Raw genomic sequence first — 13,337 nt, 5'->3', positions numbered from 1 at the left:
AAGACCTTTCGAGGCAGAGGAAATATGGGCGCGCTGTACATGATCATCGGCACCCTCGTGGCGCTGGGTGTACTGGTAACCTTTCACGAGTTCGGCCACTTCTGGGTAGCTCGTCGTTGCGGCGTCAAAGTTCTGCGCTTCTCGGTAGGCTTTGGGCGGCCGTTGTTGCGCTGGCATGACCGCCAGGGTACCGAGTTCGTTCTCGCCGCGATCCCTCTCGGCGGCTACGTCAAGATGCTCGATGAGCGCGAGGGCGACGTACCGCCCGCTCTGCTGGAGCAGGCCTTCAACCGCAAAACCGTAAAGCAGCGCTTCGCCATTGTATCGGCTGGGCCGTTAGCCAACTTTCTGCTCGCCCTGGTGTTCTTCTGGGCGTTGGCCATGCTGGGCACCGAGCAGGTTCGTCCGGTTGTGGGCGCGGTAGAGGTCGGTAGCCTTGCTGAGCGAGCAGGGCTGATGCCCGGGCAGGAAATCGTCGAAATCAACGGCAAGCCAACGGCTGGTTGGGCAGAGGTCAACTTGCAGCTCATCCGGCGACTAGGTGAAAGCGGGTCGCTGGAGATGTTGGTGCGCGAGGTTGATGGCGATCAGTCGCAGCGGCTGCAGTTGGAGCTGACGAATTGGCTGAAGGGCGCCGAAGAACCCGACCCGATCGGTTCGCTGGGCATTCGGCCTTGGCGTCCGGAAATCGCACCGGTGGTTGCCCAGCTGGATCCCGAGGGGCCGGCTCAGGCTGCTGGTGTTCAGCTAGGGGATCGTTTGGTCAGTCTTGATGGCGAGCCGCTGACCGAGTGGCAAGCAGTAATAGATCGGGTCAAGCCGCTGGCTGGACGGGCTGTGTTGCTAGGGGTCGAGCGTGGCGGCGAGCAGATTGAGCTGCCCCTGACGCTGGCTGAGCGTGGTGATGGGGATAAGCGTCGGGGTTATCTTGGTGCTGGCGTTGCGGGGGGGGAATGGCCACCTGAAATGTTGCGTCAGGTCAGTCATGGTCCTGTCGAAGCTGTTGGTGAAGGGCTTCGTCGCACATGGACAATGAGCGTTCTGACACTGGATTCGCTTAAGAAAATGCTCTTCGGCGAGCTGTCGGTAAAAAACTTGAGCGGTCCGATAACCATTGCTAAAGTGGCGGGCGCTTCTGCACAGTCCGGCGTGGGCGACTTCCTGAACTTCCTCGCCTACCTGAGCATAAGTCTTGGGGTACTCAATCTTTTGCCTATCCCCGTCCTGGATGGAGGGCACCTGCTCTTCTATCTGGTCGAGTGGGTCCGTGGACGTCCCTTGTCGGACAGGGTTCAGGGCTGGGGAGTACAGATCGGTATCAGCCTGGTTGTTGGGGTGATGCTGCTTGCGCTGGTCAACGACCTTGGCCGCCTTTAATCGCCATATACCTTGATGTCGCCGCGCCACGCGCAGGTTCAATTATCAGGTTTGAAAAGAAAGGACTTCATGAAACGTCTGCTGCTACCTGCGGTAATTTCCGCACTGATGATTGCCGAAGTTCACGCCGAGTCCTTCACCATCTCCGATATACGTGTCAACGGCCTGCAGCGTGTCTCTGCTGGCAGCGTCTTTGGTGCGTTACCGCTGAACGTCGGTCAGGCAGCTGACGACAGTCGACTGGTCGATGCAACCCGTGCGCTGTTTCGCACCGGTTTTTTTGAGGACATCCAGCTCGGCCGTGAGGGTGATGTGCTGGTAATCAACGTGGTCGAGCGCCCGTCGATTTCCGGCATCGAGATTGATGGCAACAAGGCGATCAAGACCGAAGACCTGCTTTCCGGTCTCCAGCAGTCAGGCCTGGCCGAAGGTGAAATCTTCCAGCGCGCCACGCTCGAAGGTGTGCGCAACGAACTGCAGCGGCAGTATGTTGCTCAGGGGCGTTACTCGGCCACGATCGAAACCGAGGTCGTTCCGCAGCCACGCAACCGCGTCGCGTTGAAGATCAACATCAACGAAGGCTCCGTCGCGGCAATCAAGCATATCAACGTCGTCGGCAACTCCGTGTTTCCCGACGAAGATCTCTCCGACCTGTTCGAGTTGAAGACCAGTAACTGGTTGTCGTTCTTCCGTAATGACGACAAGTACGCGCGGGAGAAGCTGTCCGGTGATCTTGAGCGTCTGCGCTCCTATTACCTGGATCGCGGCTATATCAACATGGACATCACCTCTACCCAGGTGTCCATCACGCCAGACAAGAAAGACGTCTATATCACGGTAAACATCGCTGAAGGCGACCGCTATACCGTCAGTGACGTCAAGCTGAGCGGCGATTTGAAAGTGCCCCAAGAAGAGCTGCAATCCTTGCTGTTGGCAAAGGAAGGACAGGTCTTCTCGCGAAAGGTGATGACTACCACCTCGGAGCTGATCACGCGCCGCTTGGGCAATGAGGGTTATACCTTCGCCAACGTCAACGGCGTGCCGGAAACCAACGACGAGGACAACACTGTATCGATCACCTTTGTGGTCGATCCGGGTAAGCGTGCCTATGTCAATCGCATCAACTTCCGCGGTAACACCAAGACCGAAGACGAAGTGCTGCGACGCGAGATGCGCCAGATGGAGGGTGGCTGGGCATCGACCTATCTGATTGATCAGTCCAAAACCCGCCTCGAGCGTCTCGGTTTCTTCAAGGAAGTCAACGTCGAAACACCGCAGGTCCCAGGCACCGACGACCAGATCGATGTGAACTACAGCGTCGAAGAACAACCGTCTGGCTCGATTATGGCGAGCATCGGATTTGCCCAGAATGCGGGTCTGATTCTCGGCGGGTCGATCAGTCAGAACAACTTCCTGGGAACCGGTAACCGTGTCAGCGTTGGGCTTACCCGCAGCGAATATCAGTCGCGTTACAACTTTGGATTTGTTGATCCCTACTGGACCGAAGACGGCGTCAGTCTTGGCTATAACGCCTTCTATCGAACCACTGACTACGACGAGCTGGACTACGACGTTTCAAGCTACTCGGTCGATAGTCTGGGTGGCGGTGTGAATATCGGCTATCCGATCAGCGAGACTTCGCGGTTGTCGTTTGGTCTGTCCGCGCAACAGGACACGATCGATAGTGGACGCTACACGGTCGATGAGATTTTTGATTTTATCGAGGAAGAGGGCGACAGCTATCTCAACTTCAAGGCATCGGCTGGGTGGTCTGAGTCGACTTTGAACCGTGGGGTCCTGGCAACGAGGGGGCATTCACAGAGCCTTTCCTTCGAAACGACGATTCCAGGCAGCGACTTGTCGTTTTATAAACTCGATTACAACGCCCAGTTGTTCTTGCCGGTTACCAAGACCTATACCATGCGTCTGCATACGCAGTTGGGTTATGGGGATGCCTATGGATCAACCTCCCGGCTCCCGTTCTACGAGCACTACTACGCAGGTGGTTTCAACTCAGTTCGTGGTTTTGAAGACAGCAGTCTAGGTCCGCGCAGCACGCCGAGCCGTGGCGAGCCGGTAACCGGGAATGAGGGCACCATTGCTGATCCTGATCAGGACGCGCTGCCCTACGGTGGTAACGTGCTGATCCAGGGCGGGATGGAGCTCTTGTTTCCGATGCCGTTCGTCAAGGATCAACGCTCGTTGCGCACCTCGGTGTTCTGGGACGTGGGTAACGTCTACGATACGAACTGCCCGTCGGGCTCGGCTAAATGCAGCGACATCGATATCGGCGACATGGCCAGTTCGGTCGGTGTCGGTCTGACCTGGATCACGGCTATGGGGCCGCTGAGTTTCAGTCTGGCAATGCCAGTAATGAAGCCGGACGAAGCGGATACTCAAGTCTTCCAGTTCTCGCTGGGCCAAACCTTTTAATCATCTGGAGCCTAGCTCCAGCGCATTCCTGAAGAGTGGTATATACCGTGCGTAAGTTGACCCAATTGCTTGTCATTGCCGCTGCTCTAGTGGCTACCCCCGCATTTGCTGAAATGAAAATAGCGGTGATGAACTATCAGATGGCTTTGCTCGAATCGGACGCAGCCAAGCGCTATTCGGTCGACGCCGAGAAGAAGTTCGGCCCACAGTTGGAAAAGCTTAAAGGACTTGAGAGCGACGCCAAACGTATCCAGGACCGTCTCGGGAAAGATGGCGATAAGATGCAGCAGGCTGAGCGTGAGCGTCTTGAGCTTGAATTCAAGCAAAAGGCCCGCGACTTCCAGTTTCTGTCGAAGGAGCTGAACGAGTCTAAAGCATCCGCTGATCGTGACATGCTCAAGCAGCTCAAGCCAAAGCTGGACAAGGCGGTCGAAGAGGTCATCAAAAAGGGTGACTATGATCTGGTGCTCGAGCGTGGCGCGGTCGTCGATGTCAAGCCGCAGTACGACATCACCCGCCAGGTTATTGAGCGCATGAATCAGCTGCGCTAATGAGCAGAGTGGCTTATTCGCTTGGCGATCTCGCCGAACGGCTTGGGGCGGACCTGCGCGGCGACGGCTCGCTGCAGGTGTCAGGCCTGGCGACGCTGCAGGATGCTGGTCCTGAGCATTTGAGTTTTCTGGCAAATGCGCAGTACCGGAAATTTCTAGCCGCGACGAGGGCGGGCGGCGTGTTGCTGACCGCCAAGGATGCCGATGGCTACACCGGTGCCGCATTGGTCGTAGCCAACCCGTATCTTGCCTATGCGCGCATCTCGCATCTGTTTGAGAGGCGGCCGCTGGCGCCCACCGGTATTCACCCCACTGCCGTCGTCGACCCCAGTGCCTCGGTTGATCCCTCAGCGCGCATTGGCGCGCAGGTGGTGATTGAGGCCGATGCCTGGGTGGGTCCCGGAGTTGAGATCGGAGCGCAATCCCTAGTCGGTGCACGAAGCCGTATCGGCGCAGGGGGGCGGCTTGCTGCTCGCGTTACCCTATGTCACGACGTAATCATCGGCGAACGCGTAGTCATTCAGCCCGGTGCGGTGATTGGTGGTGAAGGTTTCGGTTTCGCGAATGAGCAGGGCAGTTGGGAAAAAATTGCTCAGCTAGGTGGTGTGCGTATCGGTGACGATGTCGAGATTGGCGCCAATACCACCATCGACCGTGGTGCCATATCGGATACGGTTATAGGCAATGGCGTCAAGCTGGATAACCAGATCATGATTGCGCATAACGTACAGATCGGTGACAACACTGCCATGGCTGGCTGTTCCGGTATTTCCGGTAGCACGAAGATTGGTCGTAACTGCATGATTGCCGGCGGCGCTGGGCTTGTTGGGCATATCGAGGTCTGCGACAACGTGTTCATCACAGGCATGACCATGGTCACACGGTCGATCACTGAGCCGGGAAGCTATTCATCTGGAACGGCCATGCAGCCTGCCGCAGAATGGCGCAAGAGTGCGGCTCGGATTAGGCACCTCGACGACATGGCGCGCCGGCTGCAACAGGTAGAAAAGCGCTTGGCGTCCGTGACCCCGCGCGGGGATACGGCTTCTGATGGCTGACCATACCGTCTGATCGCTCCTTTCAGAAGGCATTTGCCAGCGGGTCGCTCGGCCATATGGCCGAGCAGACTCCCATTTTCCTTACGGGCTTTTTTTCCAAATGATGGATATCAACGAAATACGTGAATACCTTCCCCACCGGTACCCCTTTCTGCTGGTTGACCGGGTGGTGGAATTAGACACGGATGCGAAGCGTATTCGCGGCTATAAGAATGTCACCATCAACGAACCCTTCTTCAACGGTCATTTCCCGCAGCATCCGATCATGCCGGGCGTATTGATCATTGAAGCCATGGCGCAAGCGGCGGGGCTGCTTGGTTTCAAGATGATGGGAGCAAAGCCAGCTGACGGCACGCTGTACTTTTTCGTCGGCTCGGACAAGCTGCGTTTCCGTCAACCCGTGGTGCCGGGTGATCAGTTGACGCTCGAGGCATCTTTCATTAGCGCCAAGCGCGGAATCTGGAAGTTCGATTGCCGCGCCAGTGTTGACGGTAAGCCGGTATGCTCGGCTGAAATCATTTGTGCGGAACAGAAGATATGAGTTTGGTCGACCCTCGTGCCATCGTCGATCCTGCGGCCCGGCTGGCGGATGACGTTCAGGTCGGCCCGTGGTCGATCATCGGCCCGGATGTCGAAATAGGCGAGGGTACGGTGATCGCGTCTCACGTGGTCATCAAGGGGCCGACCCGTATTGGTCGACACAATCGAATCTTCCAGTTTTCCTCTGTGGGTGAAGATACCCCCGACCTCAAATATAAGGGCGAGCCAACGCGCCTTGTGATTGGGGATCACAACGTGATCCGCGAAGGGGTGACCATTCACCGCGGTACCGTGCAGGATCGAGGTGAGACCACCCTCGGTAACCACAACCTGATCATGGCCTATGCGCACATCGGCCATGACAGTGTGATCGCCAATCATTGCATTCTGGTCAATAACACAGCGCTGGCTGGCCATGTGCATGTGGGCGACTGGGCGATCCTGTCCGGTTACACCCTTGTTCATCAGTACTGCCACATTGGTGCTTACAGCTTTTCCGGCATGGGCACGGCCATAGGCAAAGACGTTCCCGCCTTCGTGACGGTATTTGGCAACCCGGCCGAAGCACGCAGCATGAACTTCGAAGGCATGCGTCGTCGGGGCTTCAGCACCGAAGCCATCATGGCACTGCGCAATGCTTACAAAGTTGTCTATCGTAAGGGGTTGACGGTCGAAGCTGCGCTGTCTGCGCTCGAGGTGGATGCACAGACATTTCCTGAGGTGGCGCTTTTTAGAGACTCGGTGCAGGCCTCGAGCCGCGGTATCACGCGCTGATATGCCAAGGCCGCTAACAGTTGCGCTGGTGGCTGGCGAAGCTTCTGGCGACATCCTTGGCGCCGGATTGATGCAGGCGCTGAAGACGCAGCATCCAACGGTCGAATTCGTCGGCGTAGGTGGCCCTCGAATGGAGGCGCAAGGGCTCAAATCCTATTTTCCTCAAGAGCGCCTGGCTGTCATGGGGTTGGTCGAGGTGCTCGGGCGCCTACCGGAATTGCTCGGACGCCGCAAACGTCTGCTCAAGACTTTGCTTGAAGTGCGTCCCGATGTCTTCATCGGAATTGACGCGCCGGATTTCAATCTGGACTTGGCGCTTAAGTTGCGGCGTGCTGGTATCAAGACGGTGCATTACGTCAGCCCTTCGGTCTGGGCATGGCGTCAAAAGCGCGTGCTGAAAATCCGTGAAGCCTGCGATCTGATGCTGACTCTGTTTCCCTTCGAGGCGAAGTTCTACGACGACCACCAAGTGGCGGTGCGTTTTGTAGGCCATCCGCTGGCCGACACCATCCCATTCATATCTGATCGAGCCGAGGCAAGAGCTTCGTTGAACCTACCTCAGGACGGGCTGGTTGTGGCATTGATGCCCGGTAGTCGGGGTGGAGAGGTGGGGCGTCTTGGCGAACTGTTTCTGGCCGCAGCCGACCGGTTGCGCTCAATGCGGCCGGGGATTCGTTTTGTGGTGCCCTGTGCCAGTCCCGAACGGCGAGCTCAGTTGGAGCAAATGCTGATAGGACGGGACCTTCCGCTGACGTTGCTCGACGGTCGTTCCCATGAGGCTTTGGCTGCCTGCAATGCGGTGCTGATTGCCTCTGGCACTGCAACGCTCGAGGCCTTGCTGTACAAGCGGCCCATGGTGGTGGCTTACAGCGTTGCGCCGCTGACGTTTCGGATCCTCAAACGCCTGGTTAAAAGCCCGTATGTGGCCTTGCCTAATTTGTTGGCCCAGCGGCTTCTTGTTCCGGAGTTGCTTCAGGATGCTGCGACTCCGGATGCTATGGCTCAGCTGTTGTCGCCATTGCTGGATAACGGTGACAGGCAGACCGAAGGGTTTGATGCGATTCACCGTACGCTGCGTTGCGATGCCTCGAGCCAGGCGGCCGATGCAGTGCTCGAACTGATAGGCGCGCGCTGATGCAAATCGGGCTGGATTTCAATCTGGTTGAAGAGCTGGTCGCTGGCGTCGATGAAGTGGGGCGTGGCCCGCTTTGTGGGCCTGTGGTCACTGCAGCGGTGATTCTTGATCCCTTGCGTCCGATCGAAGGCTTGAACGATTCGAAGAAACTCACCGAGGCACGCCGAGAGGTGTTATTCGAGGAGATTTGCGAGAAAGCGCTGGCCTGGTGCATCGCCCGCGCCGAGGTGCATGAAATCGATCAGCTGAATATCCTTCACGCCACCATGCTGGCCATGCAGCGGGCGGTCGAAGGGCTTAGCGTCAGACCTCGATTGGCCTTGATCGACGGCAATCGGTGCCCCCAGCTCGCGGTGCCGAGCGCATCGGTCATACAGGGCGATGCTCAAGTGCCCGCAATTGCCGCTGCATCGATTCTGGCCAAGGTTAGCCGGGATCGGGAAATGTGTGCGCTGGACCTGTGCTATCCAGGCTATGGGCTTTCCGCCCATAAAGGCTACCCAACGCCGCATCACCTCGACGCCTTGCGGCGTCTCGGTCCGACCATCATCCATCGCCGATCCTTCGCGCCTGTGCGTAACCTCCTGGAGCAAGGCTGCGTCGTGGTTGAGCGCGTGACCGTCGAAACGGTTAGCCTGCTAGGCTGATCTTCGCCGGCATTCCTCAGTCTATCGAGGCGTGCTTTCCGCTGATCCACAAGCGGTTAAACGCCGTCTTAATCGGCTGCGGCTTTCCGGTACAATTCGCGGCTTGTCGTTTTGCCAGTCCAAGGTTCGTTCATGCCCGTCTCCTTCGTCCACCTCCGTCTGCACACTGAATATTCTCTGGTTGACGGACTGGTGCGTGTCAAACCGTTGGTGAAGTCGGTAGCAAGCGCAGGCATGCCAGCGGTGGCGGTCACGGACCAGAGCAACATGTGCTCACTGGTCAAGTTCTACAAGGCGGCACAAGGCGCCGGGATCAAGCCGATCTGTGGTGCCGATATTTGGCTGGCCAGCCGCGAAGAAGATGGGCCGCTCAGTCGCTTAACGTTGCTGGCGATGAACACCCAGGGATATCGCAATCTGACTGAACTGGTTTCGCGCGGTTGGACGGAAGGTCAGCGCAACGATCAGATCATCATCGATCGCAACTGGGTCAAAGGCGCGGCAGATGGTTTGATTGCATTGTCGGGCGCCAAGGAGGGGGAGATCGGCCATGCGCTGCTCGATGGCGAAGAAGCCTTGGCCGAAGCGTTACTGAACGAGTGGAAGCAGACCTTTCCTCAGCGTTTCTATCTTGAAGTACAGCGTACGAGCCGCGTCAACGACGAAGAGCATCTGCATGCGGCGGTGGTATTGGCGCAGCGCTGCAGCGTTCCTCTTGTGGCTACCAACGACGTGCGCTTTCTCAAGCAGGAAGATTTTGAAGCCCACGAAACGCGCGTGTGTATCGGTGAAAGTCGCACCCTCGACGACTCGCGGCGGCCGCGGAATTATTCGGACCAGCAGTATCTGAAGACGCCCGAGGAGATGTGGGAGCTGTTCAGCGATCTGCCAGAGGCGTTGGAGAACACCGTAGAGATCGCCCGGCGCTGCAACATTGAAGTGCAGCTCGGTACCTACTTCCTGCCCGATTTTCCGGTGCCGGATGGCATGACCATGGACGAGTATTTCCGCAAGGTATCGTTCGATGGGCTCGATGAGCGACTTGAGGTGCTGCTGCCCAGGGACACGCCGGACTATGAGGCGAAAAAGCAGGTTTACATCGACCGGCTGAATTTCGAGCTCGACATCATTATTCAGATGGGTTTCCCCGGCTACTTTCTCATCGTCATGGACTTCATCCAGTGGGCGAAGAGCAATGGCGTGCCGGTTGGGCCTGGGCGGGGATCGGGAGCGGGTTCGCTGGTGGCCTACGTGCAGAAGATCACCGATCTCGATCCGCTGGCCTACGACCTGCTGTTCGAACGTTTCCTTAACCCGGAGCGGGTCTCCATGCCCGACTTCGACGTCGACTTCTGCATGGATGGCCGTGACCGGGTCATCGACTATGTGGCGGAGAAGTACGGCCGCAACGCGGTCAGCCAGATCATTACCTTCGGCACTATGGCGGCCAAGGCGGTGGTGCGTGACGTGGCGCGGGTGCAGGGTAAGTCCTACGGCCTGGCTGATCGATTGTCGAAGATGATTCCGTTCGAAGTCGGCATGACTCTGGCGAAAGCCTACGAAATGGAAGAGCCGCTCCGGGACTTCCTGGCTGTCGATGAAGACGCCCGGGAAATCTGGGACATGGCGCTCAAGCTCGAAGGCATCACGCGCGGTACCGGCAAGCACGCCGGCGGCGTGGTCATCGCGCCGACCAAGCTCACCGATTTCGCACCTATCGCCTGCGATGACGAAGGCGGCAGCCTAGTGACTCAGTTCGACAAGGATGACGTCGAGCAGGCGGGCTTGGTCAAGTTCGACTTCCTTGGCCTGCGTACCCTGACCATCATCAAATGGGCGCTGGAAACCATCAACCGCGAGCAGGCACGAAAGGGGCTCGAGCCGGTCAACATCGACTTCATCCCGCTGGACGACAAGCCGACCTATTCGTTGCTGCAAAAAGCCGAAACAACCGCGGTGTTCCAGCTTGAATCGCGCGGGATGAAGGAGCTGATCAAGAAGCTCAAGCCGGACTGCCTTGAGGATCTTATCGCCCTGGTAGCGCTGTTCCGGCCCGGCCCGCTGCAATCGGGCATGGTCGACGACTTCATTAACCGTAAGCACGGGCGGGCAGAAATTTCCTACCCGCATACGGATTACCAGTATGAAGGTCTCAAGCCGGTACTGGCGCCCACCTACGGCATCATCCTATACCAGGAGCAGGTGATGCAGATTGCGCAGGTCATGGGCGGCTATACCCTGGGCCAGGCGGATATGCTGCGCCGCGCAATGGGCAAGAAAAAGCCCGAGGAAATGGCCAAACAGCGCGGCGGCTTCATCGAAGGTTGTGCCAATAACGGCATCGACGCTGATCTGGCGGGCAACATCTTCGACCTCGTGGAAAAGTTTGCCGGCTACGGCTTCAACAAATCTCATTCGGCGGCCTATGGTCTGGTCTCGTACCAGACGGCCTGGCTCAAGGCGCATCACCCGTCGCCTTTCATGGCCGCGGTTCTCTCGGCGGACATGCACAACACCGACAAGGTGGTCACGCTGATCGAAGAATGCCGCAGCATGAAGCTGCGCATCGACGCGCCTGATGTGAACAACTCAGAGTTCAAGTTTACGGTGAGTGACGATGGCCGGATCGTTTACGGGCTTGGCGCGATCAAAGGCGTCGGTGAGGGCCCGGTCGAAGCCATCTGTGAATGCCGCAAGGAAGGCGGGCCGTTCAAGGATCTGTTCGATTTCTGCAGCCGTGTCGATCTCAAACGAATCAACAAACGCACCCTCGAAGCGCTGATCCGTGGGGGCGCTCTGGATCGCCTTGGGCCTTATTTCTCTGATGAGCCGAAAGCCTACCAGGCCAATATTGATCGCAATCGGGCGGTGCTGCTCTCGGCAATGGAAGAGGCGATTCAGGCAGCGGAGCAGACAGCACGCAGTCTCGACAGCGGCCATGCTGACCTGTTTGGTGGCTTGTTCGCTGAGCCCGAAGCCGATGTCTATGCGAACCATCGCAAAGCACGCGAGTTGTCCTTGAAGGAGCGTCTGAAAGGCGAGAAGGACACCCTGGGGCTCTACCTTACCGGTCATCCGATCGATGAATACGAAGGTGAGGTCCGCCGCTTTGCTCGTCAGCGCATCATTGATTTGCGTCCTGCTCGGGGCGAGCAGACTGTAGCCGGCCTGATCGTCAATCTGCGGGTGATGAAGAATAAGAAAGGCGACAAAATGGGCTTTATCACGCTTGATGATCGCTCGGGCCGAATCGAAGCCTCGCTGTTCGCCGAAGCCTTCAATAGCGCTCAGGCGTTGCTGCAGACCGATGCCCTGGTGGTGGTCGAGGGCGAGGTCAGCAATGATGATTTCTCGGGTGGATTGCGCCTGCGAGCCAAGCGGGTCATGAGCCTGGAGGAGGCCCGAACTGGGTTGGCTGAGAGTCTGCGAGTCAAGGTTGCCAGCGATGCGCTTAAAGGCGATCGAGTCCGTTGGTTGGCCGATGTGTGCGGCCGTCATCGCGGCGCCTGTCCGATTACCCTTGAATACACCGGCGCTGATGCCCGGGCTCTGTTGCAATTCGGTGAAGGTTGGCGAATCGACCCGGCCGACAACTTGATTCAGGCATTGCGTGACCAGTTCGGGCGCGACAACGTCTTTCTGCAATACCGATAGTGGGACCCGCCGGCGGATGCACCTTTGCAGGAGCGAGAACCATCGGCGTCCTGAACCGGCCTGATCTCTGATCGGGTCATGATTGTGAACATTTTGTTCGACCTGAATGCGTCCGTCCCGTAAGGTAGGGCGCAAAAAACGGAACAGCTCCCGGCCGCCTGGCCGTCGACGCATGACGGATGCCTATGAACCCGAATTTTCTCGATTTCGAACAGCCGATCGCCGACCTGCAAGCCAAGATCGAAGAATTGCGCCTGGTTGGTAATGACAACTCGCTGAACATTGGCGATGAGATCGCCCGCTTGCAGGACAAGAGCGAGTCGCTCACCGAGAGCATTTTCGGCAATCTCACCAGTTGGCAGATCGCTCGTCTGGCCCGACACCCGCAGCGCCCCTACACGCTGGATTACATCAACCACCTGTTCACCGAGTTCGAAGAACTGCATGGTGATCGTCATTTTTCGGATGACGCTGCGATCGTCGGTGGTACGGCTCGCCTGAACGGCGAGCCGGTGATGATCATCGGTCATCAGAAAGGTCGAGAGGTCCGCGAAAAGGTGCGTCGTAATTTCGGTATGCCTCGCCCGGAAGGTTACCGCAAGGCGTGCCGCCTGATGGAAATGGCCGAACGCTTCAAGATGCCGATCCTGACCTTCATCGATACACCTGGCGCCTATCCGGGTATCGACGCTGAAGAGCGCAATCAGAGCGAGGCGATTGCCTGGAACCTGCGGGTCATGGCGCGGCTGAAAACCCCCATTATCGCCACCGTGATCGGCGAGGGCGGGTCCGGGGGGGCGCTGGCTATTGGTGTTTGCGACCAGCTGAATATGCTGCAGTACTCGACCTATGCGGTCATTTCGCCTGAAGGTTGCGCCTCGATTCTATGGCGTACTGCTGACAAGGCGCCGGAAGCTGCCGAGGCGATGGGTGTCACCGCCGAGCGTTTGAAAAATCTCGGTATCGTCGACAAGGTTATTGCTGAGCCGCTTGGCGGCGCTCACCGCAATCCGGCGGTGGCTGCTGCGTCGCTGCGAGACGAATTGACCGCCCAGCTGGATATGCTCAAGGGGCTCGACTCGGAAGCGTTGCTGGCGCGGCGCTACGAGCGTCTGATGAGCTACGGCATCGCCTGATAACTTTACGGTCGATGAACGAAAACGGCGGG

General features: G+C 58.0%; 10 protein-coding genes. All 10 read left to right on the top strand.

Annotated features, from left to right (window positions below; genetic code table 11):
- Positions 1–24 precede the first annotated feature (24 nt).
- The 10 genes from rseP (at position 25) to AAGW23_RS04635 (ending at position 13,305) form a co-directional block, all read left to right on the top strand.
- Positions 25–1,377 carry an RIP metalloprotease RseP gene (gene rseP / locus AAGW23_RS04680; protein WP_342405202.1) on the top strand — a complete coding sequence of 451 codons (1,353 nt, stop codon included), beginning with the start codon at positions 25–27 and terminating at the stop codon, positions 1,375–1,377.
- A gap of 69 nt (positions 1,378–1,446) precedes the next feature.
- Positions 1,447–3,810: an outer membrane protein assembly factor BamA gene (gene bamA, locus AAGW23_RS04675; protein ID WP_342405201.1), complete on the top strand. Its 2,364-nt coding sequence runs from the start codon at positions 1,447–1,449 to the stop codon at positions 3,808–3,810.
- A gap of 47 nt (positions 3,811–3,857) precedes the next feature.
- Entirely contained in the window at positions 3,858–4,361 is a 504-nt protein-coding gene (locus AAGW23_RS04670; protein WP_102835037.1) for an OmpH family outer membrane protein, read from the top strand.
- Positions 4,361–5,419 carry a UDP-3-O-(3-hydroxymyristoyl)glucosamine N-acyltransferase gene (gene lpxD / locus AAGW23_RS04665; RefSeq protein WP_342405200.1) on the top strand — a complete coding sequence of 353 codons (1,059 nt, stop codon included), beginning with the start codon at positions 4,361–4,363 and terminating at the stop codon, positions 5,417–5,419. Before AAGW23_RS04670 ends, lpxD begins: the two co-directional genes overlap by 1 nt.
- A gap of 100 nt (positions 5,420–5,519) precedes the next feature.
- On the top strand, positions 5,520–5,960 hold the full coding sequence (gene fabZ / locus AAGW23_RS04660) for a 3-hydroxyacyl-ACP dehydratase FabZ (RefSeq protein WP_019342391.1): 441 nt from the start codon (positions 5,520–5,522) through the stop codon (positions 5,958–5,960).
- Positions 5,957–6,733, top strand: coding sequence for an acyl-ACP--UDP-N-acetylglucosamine O-acyltransferase (gene lpxA / locus AAGW23_RS04655; RefSeq protein WP_342405199.1), 777 nt, complete (start codon positions 5,957–5,959; stop codon positions 6,731–6,733). Before fabZ ends, lpxA begins: the two co-directional genes overlap by 4 nt.
- 1 nt (position 6,734) lies before the next feature.
- Entirely contained in the window at positions 6,735–7,868 is a 1,134-nt protein-coding gene (gene lpxB, locus AAGW23_RS04650) for a lipid-A-disaccharide synthase (RefSeq protein ID WP_342405198.1), read from the top strand.
- Positions 7,868–8,515, top strand: a complete 648-nt coding sequence (gene rnhB / locus AAGW23_RS04645; RefSeq protein ID WP_342405197.1) for a ribonuclease HII — start codon at positions 7,868–7,870, stop codon at positions 8,513–8,515. Before lpxB ends, rnhB begins: the two co-directional genes overlap by 1 nt.
- Positions 8,516–8,647: 132 nt before the next feature.
- Entirely contained in the window at positions 8,648–12,169 is a 3,522-nt protein-coding gene (gene dnaE, locus AAGW23_RS04640; RefSeq protein ID WP_342405196.1) for a DNA polymerase III subunit alpha, read from the top strand.
- A gap of 185 nt (positions 12,170–12,354) precedes the next feature.
- Complete coding sequence (locus AAGW23_RS04635) at positions 12,355–13,305, top strand: acetyl-CoA carboxylase carboxyltransferase subunit alpha (RefSeq protein ID WP_342405195.1); 951 nt, start codon at positions 12,355–12,357, stop codon at positions 13,303–13,305.
- Positions 13,306–13,337 lie beyond the last annotated feature (32 nt).

Source organism: Stutzerimonas chloritidismutans (genome assembly GCF_038562055.1).
Taxonomy (GTDB): Bacteria; Pseudomonadota; Gammaproteobacteria; order Pseudomonadales; family Pseudomonadaceae; genus Stutzerimonas; species Stutzerimonas chloritidismutans_A.
This window is presented reverse-complemented; position numbering and strand designations above follow the sequence as displayed.

Bases quoted from the DNA above. Each gene is read 5' to 3' on its own strand.
- rseP (WP_342405202.1), top strand. From the start codon at position 25: ATGGGCGCGCTGTACATGATCATCGGCACCCTCGTGGCGCTGGGTGTA.
- bamA (WP_342405201.1), top strand. From the start codon at position 1,447: ATGAAACGTCTGCTGCTACCTGCGGTAATTTCCGCACTGATGATTGCC.
- lpxD (WP_342405200.1), top strand. From the start codon at position 4,361: ATGAGCAGAGTGGCTTATTCGCTTGGCGATCTCGCCGAACGGCTTGGG.
- fabZ (WP_019342391.1), top strand. From the start codon at position 5,520: ATGATGGATATCAACGAAATACGTGAATACCTTCCCCACCGGTACCCC.
- lpxA (WP_342405199.1), top strand. From the start codon at position 5,957: ATGAGTTTGGTCGACCCTCGTGCCATCGTCGATCCTGCGGCCCGGCTG.
- lpxB (WP_342405198.1), top strand. From the start codon at position 6,735: ATGCCAAGGCCGCTAACAGTTGCGCTGGTGGCTGGCGAAGCTTCTGGC.
- rnhB (WP_342405197.1), top strand. From the start codon at position 7,868: ATGCAAATCGGGCTGGATTTCAATCTGGTTGAAGAGCTGGTCGCTGGC.
- dnaE (WP_342405196.1), top strand. From the start codon at position 8,648: ATGCCCGTCTCCTTCGTCCACCTCCGTCTGCACACTGAATATTCTCTG.
- AAGW23_RS04635 (WP_342405195.1), top strand. From the start codon at position 12,355: ATGAACCCGAATTTTCTCGATTTCGAACAGCCGATCGCCGACCTGCAA.